We start from the raw sequence: 14,399 nt of genomic DNA, 5'->3' as shown, positions 1-14,399 counted from the left end.
AATAGAAGCGAAAAACGGAGAGTTAAAAAACGCACATGGATTTGGAAGGGCAATATCTTACGGGATAAATAACATGGAAATGCAAGCTGCCATAGCTTTATTCACCGTAAATGTTAAAAGGATCTTGAAACTGGCCCGGGTATAATCAAAAACTGGTAGAAAATCGTTGAAAATCATCAAAATTAGTTCGGTATAGGCTTCAATAGAGAAATTTTAAAAGCTAGTGGCGAAAAAAAAGAAAGCGGCTAAGTCACTCTTGTCAATGACTTAGTCGCTTTCAAAATTTTACCTTCAGTTTTAGCTACTTTTTCAGTGGCCTCCTTCTGGACTCCATATTTAGGATGAATAAATCAAACCGATGAAACGATCTCTTGTCTTTTTTATGAGCTTATCGCTTGTCTTCGCAGCTTCCGCCCAGGATTCCTCAAAGGAAATCCTGCTTACGGTCATGAGTTACAATATCTATCACGGAGAATCTGCCTATTCTCCCGGAAATAGCAATATCCAAAAGATTGCGGCATTGATCAATGCCGTAAATCCGGATTTCGTAGCGCTTCAGGAAGTGGACAGCATGACCAACAGGACCATGGGATTCAATGCCGGGATCAAAAAGGACCTTATGAAGGAGTTGGGCGAATTGACAGGAATGTCTGCTTATTTTGCCAAGGCCATTGATTTCAGCGATGGAGGATATGGCGAAGGTCTGCTCAGCATGTTCCCGGCTGTCTTTGAATCCCATGCGCTGCCTACACCCAAAGGAGGAGAGGGGAGAAGCCTAGCCTTGGCACATGTGGAATTGCCGGGTGGACAAAAAATCAGTTTCGCCGGAACCCATCTTTGTCATGAGTTTGAGGAAAACCGCGCGGCACAAACTTTGGCGATCGGGGAATTGCTCGGAAATCTTCCTCATCCCAGTATTTTGGCTGGAGATTTGAATTTTAATCCCTCCGAAAAACCTTATTCTATTCTTTCAGATCAATTTCTCGATGCTGCAGAGAAATTTGGAAATCCATCCGCAACCTATTCCTCTCAAGATCCAAAGGATAGGATTGACTATGTCTGGCTTTCGAAAAACAGCAGATGGGAAATTGTGGAGGTAAGGGTAATCCCAGTGGACTATTCCGACCATTTTCCAATTGTGGTGGTTGTAAAACTTATTCTGTAATTCTACTCCTTGAAAGGGTATAATGAAATCTCAAAACTCTCTATTTGTGCTAAATAAATACTTACCTGAAATAGGCATTAGATTTCCTATTGGGGCTATAACTGAAAGAAAATCAGACTATTGAGAGAATAAGGTCAATTACCAATATGGTGAAGTCAAAAACAATAATCAACCAACTGATTATGAAGCATTTTGAGGCTAGAATTGAATTGGTAATGCATAAAATGGATTTAATACAATTTAATTTTCATCAATTGTAATATTTTACATTGGCGCCTGAATTTTTGGTTCAATTGGATAAATTCGTATTTCAGTTGCATTAAATTTCTCCAAAACCATTTTCACCGATATAGAATTGCCCAATCCTGCATTTTTTTTCTCAACGGTCTCTCTTCAATTTCCTAAACCCTTATCTTTAAACTATTCTCTACCCAAAACCAAGCAGCCCCTATGAAATCAAGAAACTTACACATTTTCATTTTTTGTTGTTTTTTATTGGTTTTATCGCAGTGCCAACAAAAAGAGCAGGAAGTCCAAGCGGATCCTATGGCCGAGATGATCGAGAAAAATCTTGCCTTGGCTACAGAACAATACAAATACATGGCCACTCGGTTGCCCGCAGACCGAATGCCTAAAACCTACTATTCCGAAAAGGACTCCATGGAAACCTCCAACACAGGATGGTGGACTTCTGGTTTTTATCCAGGTACATTATTTTATCTGTATGAGCAAACTGCTGATCAAGAGCTCTTGGATTTGGCAAGTCAAAAATTGGCCATTCTTGAAAAAGAGCAATTCAACACAGGTACCCATGATTTGGGATTTATGTTGTTTTGTAGTTTTGGAAATGCCAACAGGCTAAACGAAAACGAGGCGTATAAAAAGATCATGCTTCAAGGGGCGGAATCCCTTTCCACCAGATTCAAACCAGAGGTCGGATTGATCCAGTCATGGGGAAGTGGGAAATGGAAATACCCGGTGATCATTGACAACATGATGAATCTGGAATTTCTTTTTTGGGCAGCAAAGGAATCCGGGAATGAAAAATTCAAGGAAATCGCCATCACCCATGCCAACAATACCCTCAAAAATCATTTTAGGGAAGACAACAGTTCTGTCCATGTGATCGATTATGATCCCGAGACTGGAGAAGTGATTGCCAGAAATACAGCGCAGGGTTTTGCCGATGAATCCGCATGGGCAAAGGGGTCAGGCTTGGGGTTTATATGGCTATACGGTCATGTTTCGAGAAACTATGGACCAAAAATACTTGGATCAGGCGGTGAAAATCGCTGAGTTTACCTTGAACCACCCCAAACTTCCAGCTGATTTGATTCCCATTTGGGATTATGATGTTGAAGCGGATGAAAATACCTTAAGAGATGCCTCCGCAGCTGCCATCAATGCTTCCGCTTTGTTGGAGCTGAGCAAATATGTAGAGGAAAATCAATCTGAAAAGTATTTGAACGCAGCCAAAACCATCTTGCAAAATCTTTCATCGGAGACCTATTTGGCAAAAAAGGGTGAAAATGGAGGTTTTATCCTAAAGCATTCCGTTGGCCATTTTCCAGCAGGGACAGAAGTCGATACTCCCCTGACCTATGCGGATTATTATTTTATCGAGGCTTTGGTCAGGTATAAAAATTGGTTCCTTTAAAATCAAACACTATGAAAAAATATATCGGTATTGTCTGTCTTTCTCTGGGGATTTTTGCTTGTTCCCCCAGTAATCTCAAACAACAAAACAGCACAGGGAAATGGATTCAGCTTTTCAATGGGAAGGATTTGGACAACTGGATCGTCAAAATTTCCAAACATGAGGTGGGAGAGAATTTCGCCAACACGTTTAGGGTTGAAGATGGTTTGATGAAAGTTCGCTATGACGGTTATTCTGAATTTGACCGACAATACGGGCATATATTTTATGACAAGCCATTTTCAGCGTACCTCCTTAAAATTCAATATCGTTTTGTTGGGGAGCAGGCAAAAGGCGGTGAAGGTTGGGCGTTGCGAAACAGTGGAGCGATGCTCCACGGCCAAGACCCAAGAACAATGTTGAAGGACCAGGATTTCCCTATTTCCATAGAAGGCCAGTTATTGGGCGGCGATGGTGAAAAGGAAAGAACGACCAGCAATCTTTGTACTCCAGGCACAAACGTCGTGATCGATGGGGAATTGTTTACGGCTCATTGCCTGAATTCTTCTTCCAAAACCTATCATGGAGACCAGTGGGTCACTGCTGAATTTTTGGTTTTGGGCGATTCGGTCATCCATCATATCCTTGAAGGGGACACGGTGCTGACCTACCACAAACCCCAAATCGGTGGTGGAAATGTAAATCCTTTTGACCCCAAGGTGAAGATAGATGGGCAAATGCTCAAGTCTGGATATATTTCCCTACAGAGTGAAAGCCATCCCATAGATTTCAGGAAGGTGGAAATCTTTGACTTGGATCCTTATATGAAGGATCAGGCAAAATTGAAATCAGTCTTGGAGGAATTGAAGCAGCACAAATAAGATTGTTTTTGCCAATTCATCATTCCATTGTTTTAACGATCAAGTTTTAAAAACTTCATAATGTAGCTTTTGGCAAAAAATCATTCGATTAACCAATATTGAAATCCCTCGGTGAAAACTGAGGGATTTTCTATATTGATTGAATTGGATTTGCGCTATTGAGGAGTTGAGGAAAGTAGACTGTGAGCGGGGCTTTTACGCTTTCGGGGTCCAATCAATTCAAATAATTCTAAACATCGTGTCTTTTTGGAATGTCAGGATTTACAAAGGTAAATCCCCTTGCTTCGGTTCCATCAAAAAAATCAACTTCCATACCCATCAAAAACATCATGTGTCTCTTTTCTATCAAAATGGGGATTCCTTCAAACTCAAATTGAACATCTTCTGTTTTTGGCTTGTCAAATCCCAATAAATAGGACATTCCGCCACATCCGCCACCTTTGACACCTACTCTCAGGGAATAATCTTGGGGAATGTTTTTGTTATCAATGATGTTTTTGATCTCGATCAGTGCCTTTTCGGTGATTTTTATTGGGATAAGCATGCCTACTCAATGGTAATTGATGATTGTAAGTTCAAATTTACATTTGAAAATATGATTTGGCATAGTTTTTTACCAATCAATTAATTCAGATATTCGGACATTAATCAAAAGAATCCTATGGAGTTTGTGGCAGATTTGTTAAAAATCGTTTTACCGGCCGGTTTGGTCATTTATGGAATGTACCTGACAGTGGTCTCATTTTTGAACAAAGACAGAGATAAAATGCTGGTGGAAATCAAAACCCAAAACACACAAACCATTCTTCCCATCCGGCTTCAAGCGGGCGAAAGATTGTGTTTGTTGCTCGAAAGAATTACGCTCAACAACCTGATTCGTAGGGTGAACAACAGCAGTTTTTCAGCGAAGGAACTACATGGCCAACTCCTTTCAGAAGTTAGGGAAGAGTTCAACCACAATCTTTCTCAGCAGGTTTACTTCTCGGATGAAACCTGGGAGAGCGTCAAAAGGGCAGTGGAAAGCGTGGTCACCTTGATCAATACAGGCATCCAGGACATGAATGAAGAAGCCCGTGGCATTGATTTGGCAAAGCGGATTTTCCAACTTTCCTTAGACCAAAAAAATGATGCCATTCAAGAGGCGCTGAAAAATGTCAAATCAGAGATCAGAATTTATTTTTAATCAAAACGAACATGACTTCAATAAAGGGGAAAACCATTGATTTTTTCGAGAGTGCCAAATTGCTTTATTTGGAAAAGGCAAAAGGGATTCTAGCAGAGGAGGGACAGCTTAAGAAATTGATGGAAAGGGTTGCCAAAAGGATCCAAGATTTGAAAAATCATCCAAGAATCAATTCCGCCATCGAGCCTTTGATGATTTTCAAGAGGATGATAAAAGCGCACAAAAATGGAGAACATAAAATCCCACTCAAAACCCAAGGCCTATTGGTACTGGGCTTGTTGTATTTTGTGATGCCTTTTGACCTTATTCCTGATTTTATCCCCCTGTTGGGTTATGCGGATGACCTTTCCGTAATCTTGGCCATCTTTAAAGCTGTGCAGGATGAGGTGAATGAGTTTTTGGAATGGGAAAAATCCAGGTTCTAAGGCTGTTTTTTAAGAAGTAATAAATTATTGTTGAACAAAGTGAAATATGAAAAAAATAGCGGTCTTATCAGGTACTTCAGGGATGATCGGAATGCAGCTTTTGCATTGCCTGATTCAGGACAATTCCTACGACATGATCATTTCTGTGGGAAGAAGAAAGCTTGCCCTTAAACACGAGAAATTGGTTCAGGTGGAAATGGATATGGCCAAGATCAGGTCCATGGATTTGGAAACCAAATTGAGGGAATCTGATATTGGAGGTGTTTATTTCCCTTTGATTGCAGACTTGAAAAACAAAAGTCTCGAAATACATGCTTTTTGTTCGCTGGGTACCACGATTAAGATTGCCGGTTCCAAGGAGAAATTCCAGGAAATCGACCACGATTATGTCATGAATTTCGCCTTCTGGAGCAATGGTTTAGGGGCAAATAAATTCCTTTATGTCAGTGCTCTTGGTGCAGATCCGCAATCTTCCACTTTTTATAACAAAGTGAAGGGTGAAGTCGAGGAGGATCTGAAAGTGATTCCTTTTTCCTATTTGGGACTGTTCCAACCTTCGTTGTTGCTTGGAAGCAGAAAAGAATTCAGGCTAGGGGAAGAGATTGCCAAAATTGTTATGAAGCCTTTGGTTTGGTTGAAACTCCTGAAAAAATTCAGGCCAATCCATGATTATCAGGTTGCCAAAGCCATGGTTTTCCATGCGAATCAAAACAAATCTGCAAAGGTGGAAGTGATTCCTTCCAAGGATATGCAAGATTTTTAGGATAGAGCGATGCTAACAGTAATCCAGCGTGTCTCGGAATCTTCCGTGAGAATAAATGGGGAAATCAAAGGACTAATTGGGATAGGTTTGATGGTGTTGTTGGGCATCGAAGAGGTAGATGGCCAGGATGACATCGATTGGTTATGCAATAAAATAGTAAATCTTCGCATTTTTCCGGATGAAAATGGGGTCATGAACAAAAGCCTCCTAGATGTGAATGGGGATTTGTTGCTCATTTCCCAGTTTACCCTACACGCCAGCACCAAAAAGGGAAATAGACCTTCTTACATCAAGGCCGCCAAACCTGAAGTAGCGGTTCCCTTGTATGAAAAATTTATTTCCTCTATGGAAAAAACACTTGGAAAACCCATCCAAACCGGAGAATTCGGGGCAGACATGAAGGTTGCCATGGTCAATGATGGCCCTGTGACCATCCTTATCGATAGCAAGAATAGGATTTAAAAAAGTCCTGGGATTTTTCTGATTCCAATTTTCATTTTCAAAAATGGCTTTAAAAACGTAAAATTGCATCCACTGCAATATTGTAAAGCCCCACCATTCATGGATCCATTGCTTTCTCTTCAAAATGCTACCGTAAAATCCTTGGATAAGACCATATTTGTGGATTTGGATTTTGAATGGAAGAAGGGACAGCACTGGGCCATAATAGGTCCATCTGGGACGGAACAAACCGCTTTTTTGGATACCCTTATGGGTAAAACGATATTGTCAAAGGGAATTCTTGAAAAACCCTTCGCAAAAGCTTATCAGGATGAAAAAACCGAAAATGGTGAAATCAATAGTTTCAGGGATTTGATCGCGAGCGTTTCCCAAGATTACCAATTCAGGAACAAATCCAACCTCCAGAACTTCTACTATCAACAGCGCTTTAATTCCATGGAATCCGAAGACACCGCAACGGTCGGTGATTACTTGGAAGGGATAGAAGTAAAACTGGAAGGTCCTTGGGACAAAGAGAAGACAATGGTTTTGATGCGCCTGACAGCGTTGCGGGGGAAGTCCCTGATCAAGCTTTCCAATGGGGAAACAAGAAGGTTGACCATCGCATCGGCATTGATGAAAAACCCCAGGCTGCTATTTTTGGATCAGCCGATGACGGGATTGGATATTGCAAGCCGTAGAGATTTCGGGTTTATTTTGCAGGAGATCATTGCCTCAGGAACCCACGTAATCATGTCCGCTAATCCCAACGAAATCCCAGAATGCATCACCCATTTGGCCGTTTTGAAAAACAAAAAAATTGACGAGTTACTTGAAAACACCAAAGAATTAGGACTGTTGAGCGGTATCAATAGATCCTTGGAATTTGATTGGGAACTTTTGAAAAATCTGTTGAAGGATAAACCAGACGCTTCCTTTCAAACGATCGTGGACTTGAAAGCGGTGACGATAACTTATGGAGACAAAGTCATTTTGGATAAAGTGGGTTGGACCATAGCGCCCGGGGATAGATGGGTATTGAAAGGGGACAATGGCGCAGGGAAATCAACATTGTTGAGTTTGCTGCTAGGCGAAAATCCACAGGCTTATGCGAATGATATTTGGCTTTTTGGTCGGAAAAGAGGGACGGGTGAAAGTATTTGGGACATTAAAAAGCATGTAGGATTTGTAGCTCCTGAGTTGTCAAGGTATTTTCCCAGAAACCAAACTTGCTTGAAGGTGGTTTTATCTGGACTGTTTGATACCATGGGTCTTTTCAAAAAAGTTAATGGTGAAGAGGAAAGCTTGGCAAGGGTTTGGCTGGAATTGTTCAATCTTTCAAATATCGGACAGGTAATGTTCCATCAGATTTCTGTCGAGAATCAACGTTTTGTGCTTTTGGCAAGGGCGATGATTAAAATGCCGGCACTCCTGATTTTGGATGAAGCTTCCCAGGGCTTGGATGCCCAGCAAAGTTTGCTTTTCAGGAATACCATCGATCAAATCTGTGCCTATACTTCGATTTCAATGATTTTTGTAAGCCATTATGAAGAAGCGATTCCCAAGGCCTTTACTAAAATCCTCCATTTGGAAAATGGCCGTGTCATCTAAATACCGTAAAAAAAGCATTGAAATCAATAAAAAATTCTTTCTCTAAACCTTTTGACATTACCATTTAACCAAATCGATGATGACCATAGAAGAAGCCCAAAAACAAGTAGACGAATGGATCAAAACGGTTGGTGTCCGTTATTTCAGCGAACTCACCAACATGACCATACTGATGGAAGAAGTGGGGGAATTGGCGCGGATCATGTCCAGAAAATACGGAGAACAATCCTTCAAGGAATCCGATAAAGGACAGGATTTGGGCGATGAAATGGCCGATGTGCTATGGGTTTTGATCTGTTTGGCCAATCAGACTGGAATAGATCTCACCAAAGCCTTGGAGAAGAATTTCGAAAAGAAGAATATCCGAGACAAAGACCGGCACAAAGAGAATAAAAAGTTGCAATAAAGTTTTGGAGGAAGGGTCTATGGGTTTGTATTTCTTTCATGTATTTTAATGGTTTCGAACACCAGTCCAAACATTCAATATTCAGGCTGGTTTATCTCAAATGAAAAAGCAACACCTCCCCACAAAAATTTGTGTCGTCTGCCAAAGACCTTTTGCTTGGCGGAAGAAATGGGAGAAGAACTGGGAAGCCGTAAAATACTGTTCGAAAAAATGTTCTGGTCAAAAAAAATCGACTTAGATCATTATCGATAGGACTTGATTTTTAGAGATTTCCGCCAAATATTTTCTGGATTGCCAAAATCCAGCACAAAAAAAGCCTTCCCCTAAAAATCATGATTTTTAGGGGAAGGCTGTCAAACTGCGATCACTCTTTATCAATGGTCAAAGTCGCATGCCATTTCTTCACTTCCAATCGGTGCTCCATCCGGAATCTCTATGGTCTTCGGTGAGTTGAGCTGTTCGGGCAAGTCCAAGTAGGAGATGATCTTGTCGGCAAGATATTGACTGTGGTTGTTTAGGGTATTGTTTTGGCTATTGATTCTGCCCAATAGAAATGAGAACTTAGGGTCTTGGGATACAACCACTAAATCCTTTAATTTTCTACGGACAATTGCCCTGACTGTGGCTGTGGACTGAGGATCCCTGGAAAGTTCAATCAGCTTATCCACCAACTTATTTTCGGTCATCAGCTTGATCTCTCCTTTGTAATTCTCTTCAAATTTACGGTCAAAAATATCCTTGAAGACTATATCTAAAACCTCACTGAATGAAGGGAGATTGACGTCGAATAATTTCTGCTGATGCAATCTATTTGCTCTGCCAGCTTCGAACAGAAAACCAAAGGCCATGTCTACCACATTCTCAGCAGGTGCTAAAGGATCAAAATTCAATCCATTTCTGGAAGGAAATGTTTCCCGATTTCTGCCATAACCCAAAGGTCGTGGAGGGATCATCGAAATGATATGTTTCGGCAATGCCAATTGTTCGGGGTTTAGGGCATACATTAGGCTGGTGAGCGCTTCCCTTTGTTGCTCTCCATTTAGTCTTGTTTGTGTGCGCTGATTGTCACCCTTGACCTTGTAAGTATAATCCAATCCACCAAGCAATTTGGCTGTAGCCTCCAACTGGTAGCGATGCATCAAATAAAGCGGCACCAATACCTCTTCCATTAAGGCCTCCGGTTGGTTTTGGTCGATGGCGTTCAATCCAAAACTTGCCATTTTTTTACTTCTGATCTCCATCATGCGCATCAGTTCTTTCGATGCAGAAGCGCCATTGTCCCATAGATGTGCAGTGGGATGGCTTCCACTTGGATGTCTCGAATCCATATCCGAAATAAAAGTATGCCCTGCAGAATAGGTGTCTTCCAACAAATTTTGGAGATAGCTTTGATCTTCCTGGCCATCGGGAATCACATCGTATCCGTAGCGAATGGCCAATTTGTCCCAATCCCCAATTTTATCGTCATAGGCTTTTGAAAGATCGATTTCCCCATTGGCATCCATGGTGATAAAAGGGTAGGGGTAATCCATTACCGAAGAGCGATTGTTGGGAGACGAGGAATAATTATGCGACAGGCCAATGGTATGCCCGATTTCATGCGCTGAGAGTTGCCGAAGTCTTGCCAAAGCCATTTCCAGCATTTTCGGGTTTTTTGGTTTCCCATCCTCAAAAGGTTGCAAGAGTCCTTGGGCAATCAAAAAATCCTGACGTACTCGGAGTGAACCCAAAGAAACATGGCCTTTGATGATTTCACCCGTTCGGGGATCTCTTACAGATGAGCCATAAGACCAGCCTCTTGTAGAGCGATGGACCCATTGAATGACATTGTAGCGCACATCCATAGGATCTGCTTCCTCCGGCATCAATTCCACCCGAAAGGCATCCTTGAATCCTGCAGCTTCAAAAGCTTCATTCCACCAGTTTCCACCTTCAATCAAAGCAGACCTGACTGGCTCAGGCGTTCCCCTGTCCAAATAATATACGATTGGTTTGACTGCTTCGGATACTGCCAAATTGGGATCTTTTTTCTCCAAGCGATGCCTTGAAATGAATTTTTTGACCATTGGCTCTCCAATCGAACTGGTGAAATCCATGTAGCTGATATTGAAATATCCAGCCCTGGTGTCAAATTCCCTCGGCTGATAATTTTCATCAGGCAATTCAATAAAAGAATGTCTTTGCCTAACCGTGACCGCTTCGGGTGAAGGTGTCACAGATCTGATATATGCTCCAGCCGGTGTTCCTGTCAAGGTAATCATGGCTTCCACTTCTGTGTTTTGCGGAAAATTTTTGGTCATGGGATAATAAATGGCACTTCTGGAAGGCTCAGTTTTGTAAGTGCCTTGTCTAGCCGAACCTAGCTTTTCGGCTACCTGATGGGCATCTTGAAGATAAAAAGTCGTGGCATCCACCAAGATTTTACCCTTTTCTTCTTCGCTGATTTCAAATCCCCATAAAACCGATTCTGCAAATGCATCCTTCACGGATTTTACCTCGGAAGGATTGTCACTGTACGCTCGGAAGTCGTAATTCTTATGGACCAAGAGCAATTTGTTCCCTGCTTTCCTAAACTCCACAATCCTGGTCCTTCCCAATTGACCCCGGTCAAGACCGATGTCATTTGATCCGATTCCGGCAGCAAGGGAATTGACATAGAGAAATTCCTTTTCTAGGTCGGTGATTTCCAGGAATATCTTTCCTTTGTCTTCTTGGGTATAAAAAGGGATGAAACCCTCATTCTTAACAAATTTATTTTTGTCCAAGGTTTGTCCAAAGCCCAAAAAAGCGTTATAAACGATCAATAGGGCCAATAGTAGTGTTTTTTTCATCTGAGAATGGTTTGGTGCTATAATATATCAAAAACCAAAGGAATGGGATTTACCGATGGTGGAAATCTTCCGAGATTTTACCGGTTGAATTGGTAGCGGAGCTGAAAAGTGGTTTCTGTTTGTCTATTGCCGGAGATTTCCTGCAGGCCGGATCCAATGGATTCCCGGTCTGTATAGGTGGTTCTGGCAAACCTCGCCCAAAATGTGAGTTTTGGACTCACTTTATATTGTCCCAGTATGTAATAGCGCATGCCTTGCCCGTTGAGTGCGGGAATGGAAAAGGCCCAGAGGACATTTCTTTCGTAAACGTATTGGCGATTGTCATAGTCTTCAGTGTCGAATAATGCAAAGCGAGTGGATATTCGCCACTTCTGCATGTCCACATTGAGATCTTGGCTGATAGCAAATCCCTTGGTGGTTTTGTTGTTGAAATCAAAGCTGCTTGCCATTATCCTTGACTTGATGGACCATTGTTTGTCTATTGCATAATCCAAATTGATCAAATAATTCATTTTTCTGCCAGTTGAAAGTTGATAGGTGGACTGAAAACGGGGAAGATCACTGATGTTTCTGTCTTTTTGTTCCTCTCTCATTTGGAAGAAGAGAAGAATGTTTCTGGAGGGAGAATAGCTGAACCTTGCGAGCCATTCCTGGCCTGAAGAAGGGGAGTATACCCGATACCGAAGCCAAGGAAATTTGAAATAGTCATAATAGAGGAATAGGTTGTAGCGGGGATTGGGCTTGAAATTCAATCCCATATATACCCCTCGTTCATTGATGGGGCGTGTTCCTTCGGAAAATGCATTGCCATAAAAAGTGTGGAAATCCCTGTCAAACCTTCTCCACAGGACCGAAAAATCCAGTCTTTTGCTCAGGCTGCTCATCATGCCCATTACGGTCCCTTTTCCGCCGCTTCGCGAAATGGCTGTTTCCCCAAACAGAAAGAAGTTCTGGAAATTGTAACTGTAATACATGCTATGGATATGGTTTTCCTTTCCCGAAAATTCAAATTTATTATACACTTGGGGAGCTCTTTTGTATTCCCTGCTGAATTTTGTGTAGAGAGAATTTATCCCAATCTGTAAATTTCTATCGGGACTTTGATAATGTAGGTTTCCTCCGAGATTCAATTCTTGAATCTGATCTTTATAGGCTATTTCTGTTTGCGTTCTGTGGAGGCCGCTGGTTTGGAATGAACTGATGGTTGCCGCTTCTCTTTCCAAGGTGTCCAACATTACCTGAATGTTCCCGTCCCTAGGTGCATTTGATGCCAAAATGGTCACATCTATTGCGCCTATTTTTCTGGTCACTGCAGCGCCCCTGAAAAAACCAAATTCCATTGCTGAAGTATAGGATCTCAGGCCAATGGTGCTTCTCCTGATCGTGGTGATGGTTTCGGCACCTTTTCCTACGGAAAACCCCGCGCCATAAACCAGCCCTTGTCCAAACTGTGCCTGAAAATCCCCCAAGGTAATGGCTTTCCATTTCCCCTTATTGAACAGTGTAAAATGATAGGAAAGGAAATTGAATCCATATCTTTTGGTTTTCGGATCCCAGACAAATTTTTCTCCCGGATCTTTGTCAATCGTAAATCCCAAACTGAAATCCCGACTGTGCTGAATCCTGAATCGGGCATACACATTATTGGGATCACCAATGTATCGGCTGGTCAGCCTTCCGTTGGAGAGTGTGTCGGGCGGAGTGAAACCTTTTCTGGTTTCCCATACCTGATTTTGTCTCAGCATAAAGTAGCCTTCCCTTTCGGTCAAAATCCTTTCCAGAAGTGGCTTGTTGGTAATGTGGCTGCCATCGGCCAAAGTCACAAAAGGCAATAATTTATAGATCGTGGCCAAATCGAATCCGGGAATGGCCTGTAATTCATAGATGGAAATCAGGTCGCCGAAATTCTTTCTATAGTCAAAAAAAGCGGTCAATTGAATAGGAGAGAGCACGTACACGGATTTCAGTTCCTCTGGATTTGTTTTATTCAGGTTGATTGGATTGAGATAGAGCTGCAACAGGCTTTCATAAAGATCTTCATAATTGTCATCTGTCTCGGGAAGTGAAAAAAGTTCCTCCATAAACTGCTCAATATCGATTTCTCCTTTCCGGTAGTTTTGGGCAAAAGCCTGTAAACAGAGCAATTGGAACAAAACCATAAGGGGATATTGCGCCTTCATTGTTTAGTGAATGCATAGGTAAACGAGAAATGATGGGTGTTGCCCAAGGCATTGTTTTGGGTCATTGCATAATCCAAATGGAATTTTTTTGGCTTGAAGCCAATACCAAAAAAGAGATTGTGAGGATTGGAATTCACGCCTGCTCTGGCCCAAAATCTATCCATTAGGTTATATTCCAGCCCAACTTTCAGCATTGGATCCAAAAGAATTTCCTTTTCAGCTTCCATGTTGACCATGATCTTGGCAGAAGGGCGATAAGAAAACCCTGCCTTGACTACAGTTGGCAGTCGATCGGGAGCATTTTTCCCCAATTTGGATCGGGTAGGATTGTAGATATGTGCACCAAAAAACAATTGAGGCCCAAGTTCCGCTACTCCTCCCAGCTCAATAACCGGAGCAGCGCCTCTTCCAAATCCTTCGATATTGGTTTGAAAGTAATTGATTTTGATTCCGATACTGGTGATGCCCATTTGATTGGAAAATCCCAATCCTATGTTTTGCTGGTTGAATTGGGCTCCCCCGAAGCTGGAAATTCCCAGTCCCCAAGCACCCAAATCATTTTTGAATGCCGCTCCTGCAGACAGAGTCGTCAGTTCGTTGAGATTGAGCAAGTGGTCATAGCCTACGAAGACCTGCGATTCTGTCAACCTGCTCAGACCGCCGATGTTGTTGAAGATGCTCCAAGCATCAAAAAGAGTGACATGGGTGTTCCCCATTCCCATACTTCGAGCCCCTCGGGGGAAGGTCTCAGTTCCGTTTTGGGAAAATGCCCCTAACGGAAAGAAAAATAAAAGTACATATGCAAATTGCCGAATTGACATTTGGAAAAAAAATTAGGTGACACAAAAATGAACGCACCTAAAAATAAGCCTTAAGG

General features: G+C 42.0%; 15 protein-coding genes. 11 read left to right on the top strand and 4 right to left on the bottom strand.

The window, feature by feature from the left end; all coding sequences use genetic code 11:
• The first annotated feature begins 358 nt into the window (after nucleotides 1-358).
• The 4 genes from F824_RS0119130 to F824_RS0119120 all read left to right on the top strand — a co-directional run bounded on the left by F824_RS0119130 (nucleotide 359) and on the right by F824_RS0119120 (nucleotide 3,682).
• Nucleotides 359-1,165: an endonuclease/exonuclease/phosphatase family protein gene (locus F824_RS0119130; RefSeq protein ID WP_022582160.1), complete on the top strand. Its 807-nt coding sequence runs from the start codon at nucleotides 359-361 to the stop codon at nucleotides 1,163-1,165.
• A 450-nt stretch (nucleotides 1,166-1,615) separates the two neighbouring features.
• On the top strand, nucleotides 1,616-2,461 hold the full coding sequence (locus F824_RS26705) for a glycoside hydrolase family 88 protein (RefSeq protein ID WP_022582162.1): 846 nt from the start codon (nucleotides 1,616-1,618) through the stop codon (nucleotides 2,459-2,461).
• Nucleotides 2,421-2,822 carry a hypothetical protein gene (locus F824_RS28020; protein ID WP_019599549.1) on the top strand — a complete coding sequence of 134 codons (402 nt, stop codon included), beginning with the start codon at nucleotides 2,421-2,423 and terminating at the stop codon, nucleotides 2,820-2,822. Before F824_RS26705 ends, F824_RS28020 begins: the two co-directional genes overlap by 41 nt.
• Before the next feature lie 11 nt (nucleotides 2,823-2,833).
• A complete protein-coding gene (locus F824_RS0119120) occupies nucleotides 2,834-3,682 on the top strand; it encodes a 3-keto-disaccharide hydrolase (RefSeq protein ID WP_019599548.1) in 849 nt (282 codons plus the stop codon).
• Between the two features lie 229 nt (nucleotides 3,683-3,911).
• Here F824_RS0119120 and F824_RS0119115 read toward each other — a convergent pair whose 3' ends face one another.
• Complete coding sequence (locus tag F824_RS0119115) at nucleotides 3,912-4,226, bottom strand: HesB/IscA family protein (RefSeq protein WP_019599547.1); 315 nt, start codon at nucleotides 4,224-4,226, stop codon at nucleotides 3,912-3,914.
• A gap of 117 nt (nucleotides 4,227-4,343) precedes the next feature.
• On the opposite strand from F824_RS0119115, the gene F824_RS0119110 reads away from it, so the two are divergent.
• The 7 genes from F824_RS0119110 to F824_RS0119075 all read left to right on the top strand — a co-directional run bounded on the left by F824_RS0119110 (nucleotide 4,344) and on the right by F824_RS0119075 (nucleotide 8,749).
• Nucleotides 4,344-4,865, top strand: a complete 522-nt coding sequence (locus F824_RS0119110; protein ID WP_019599546.1) for a DUF7935 family protein — start codon at nucleotides 4,344-4,346, stop codon at nucleotides 4,863-4,865.
• Between the two features lie 11 nt (nucleotides 4,866-4,876).
• Nucleotides 4,877-5,290 (top strand): YkvA family protein, encoded by a 414-nt coding sequence (locus F824_RS0119105; protein WP_019599545.1) that lies wholly within the window; start codon nucleotides 4,877-4,879, stop codon nucleotides 5,288-5,290.
• 46 nt (nucleotides 5,291-5,336) lie between these two features.
• The gene (locus tag F824_RS0119100) at nucleotides 5,337-6,053 is read left to right on the top strand and encodes a Rossmann-fold NAD(P)-binding domain-containing protein (protein ID WP_019599544.1); all 717 of its coding nucleotides are present in this window, start codon (nucleotides 5,337-5,339) and stop codon (nucleotides 6,051-6,053) included.
• A gap of 9 nt (nucleotides 6,054-6,062) precedes the next feature.
• Nucleotides 6,063-6,515, top strand: a complete 453-nt coding sequence (gene dtd, locus F824_RS0119095) for a D-aminoacyl-tRNA deacylase (protein WP_019599543.1) — start codon at nucleotides 6,063-6,065, stop codon at nucleotides 6,513-6,515.
• Nucleotides 6,516-6,614: 99 nt separating this feature from the next.
• Nucleotides 6,615-8,105: an ATP-binding cassette domain-containing protein gene (locus F824_RS0119085; RefSeq protein ID WP_019599541.1), complete on the top strand. Its 1,491-nt coding sequence runs from the start codon at nucleotides 6,615-6,617 to the stop codon at nucleotides 8,103-8,105.
• Between the two features lie 79 nt (nucleotides 8,106-8,184).
• Nucleotides 8,185-8,511, top strand: coding sequence for a nucleotide pyrophosphohydrolase (locus F824_RS0119080; RefSeq protein WP_026333810.1), 327 nt, complete (start codon nucleotides 8,185-8,187; stop codon nucleotides 8,509-8,511).
• 100 nt (nucleotides 8,512-8,611) lie between these two features.
• Nucleotides 8,612-8,749, top strand: a complete 138-nt coding sequence (locus F824_RS0119075) for a DUF2256 domain-containing protein (protein ID WP_081625020.1) — start codon at nucleotides 8,612-8,614, stop codon at nucleotides 8,747-8,749.
• 136 nt (nucleotides 8,750-8,885) lie between these two features.
• On the opposite strand, the gene F824_RS0119070 is transcribed toward F824_RS0119075, so the two are convergent.
• From F824_RS0119070 to F824_RS0119060, 3 genes are all read right to left on the bottom strand, one after another.
• Nucleotides 8,886-11,342: a zinc-dependent metalloprotease gene (locus tag F824_RS0119070; RefSeq protein ID WP_019599538.1), complete on the bottom strand. Its 2,457-nt coding sequence runs from the start codon at nucleotides 11,340-11,342 to the stop codon at nucleotides 8,886-8,888.
• 77 nt (nucleotides 11,343-11,419) lie between these two features.
• Nucleotides 11,420-13,522, bottom strand: a complete 2,103-nt coding sequence (locus F824_RS0119065; protein WP_019599537.1) for a ComEA family DNA-binding protein — start codon at nucleotides 13,520-13,522, stop codon at nucleotides 11,420-11,422.
• Nucleotides 13,519-14,238 carry a PorV/PorQ family protein gene (locus tag F824_RS0119060; protein ID WP_316928736.1) on the bottom strand — a complete coding sequence of 240 codons (720 nt, stop codon included), beginning with the start codon at nucleotides 14,236-14,238 and terminating at the stop codon, nucleotides 13,519-13,521. The genes F824_RS0119065 and F824_RS0119060 overlap by 4 nt, the downstream gene beginning before the upstream one ends.
• Nucleotides 14,239-14,399: the final 161 nt, after the last annotated feature.

Source organism: Rhodonellum psychrophilum GCM71 = DSM 17998 (assembly GCF_000381545.1).
GTDB lineage: Bacteria > Bacteroidota > Bacteroidia > Cytophagales > Cyclobacteriaceae > Rhodonellum > Rhodonellum psychrophilum.
Note: the sequence above shows the minus strand (reverse complement) of the source record. Positions and strands in the feature narration are given on the sequence as shown.

Excerpts from the sequence above, each read along its gene's own strand:
- dtd (WP_019599543.1), top strand. The coding sequence starts at position 6,063 with ATGCTAACAGTAATCCAGCGTGTCTCGGAATCTTCCGTGAGAATAAAT.
- F824_RS28020 (WP_019599549.1), top strand. The coding sequence starts at position 2,421 with ATGGACCAAAAATACTTGGATCAGGCGGTGAAAATCGCTGAGTTTACC.
- F824_RS0119110 (WP_019599546.1), top strand. The coding sequence starts at position 4,344 with ATGGAGTTTGTGGCAGATTTGTTAAAAATCGTTTTACCGGCCGGTTTG.
- F824_RS0119100 (WP_019599544.1), top strand. The coding sequence starts at position 5,337 with ATGAAAAAAATAGCGGTCTTATCAGGTACTTCAGGGATGATCGGAATG.
- F824_RS0119060 (WP_316928736.1), bottom strand. The coding sequence starts at position 14,238 with ATGGGGAACACCCATGTCACTCTTTTTGATGCTTGGAGCATCTTCAAC.
- F824_RS0119115 (WP_019599547.1), bottom strand. The coding sequence starts at position 4,226 with ATGCTTATCCCAATAAAAATCACCGAAAAGGCACTGATCGAGATCAAA.
- F824_RS0119130 (WP_022582160.1), top strand. The coding sequence starts at position 359 with ATGAAACGATCTCTTGTCTTTTTTATGAGCTTATCGCTTGTCTTCGCA.
- F824_RS0119105 (WP_019599545.1), top strand. The coding sequence starts at position 4,877 with ATGACTTCAATAAAGGGGAAAACCATTGATTTTTTCGAGAGTGCCAAA.
- F824_RS0119070 (WP_019599538.1), bottom strand. The coding sequence starts at position 11,342 with ATGAAAAAAACACTACTATTGGCCCTATTGATCGTTTATAACGCTTTT.
- F824_RS0119120 (WP_019599548.1), top strand. The coding sequence starts at position 2,834 with ATGAAAAAATATATCGGTATTGTCTGTCTTTCTCTGGGGATTTTTGCT.
- F824_RS0119065 (WP_019599537.1), bottom strand. The coding sequence starts at position 13,522 with ATGAAGGCGCAATATCCCCTTATGGTTTTGTTCCAATTGCTCTGTTTA.
- F824_RS0119085 (WP_019599541.1), top strand. The coding sequence starts at position 6,615 with ATGGATCCATTGCTTTCTCTTCAAAATGCTACCGTAAAATCCTTGGAT.
- F824_RS26705 (WP_022582162.1), top strand. The coding sequence starts at position 1,616 with ATGAAATCAAGAAACTTACACATTTTCATTTTTTGTTGTTTTTTATTG.
- F824_RS0119075 (WP_081625020.1), top strand. The coding sequence starts at position 8,612 with ATGAAAAAGCAACACCTCCCCACAAAAATTTGTGTCGTCTGCCAAAGA.
- F824_RS0119080 (WP_026333810.1), top strand. The coding sequence starts at position 8,185 with ATGACCATAGAAGAAGCCCAAAAACAAGTAGACGAATGGATCAAAACG.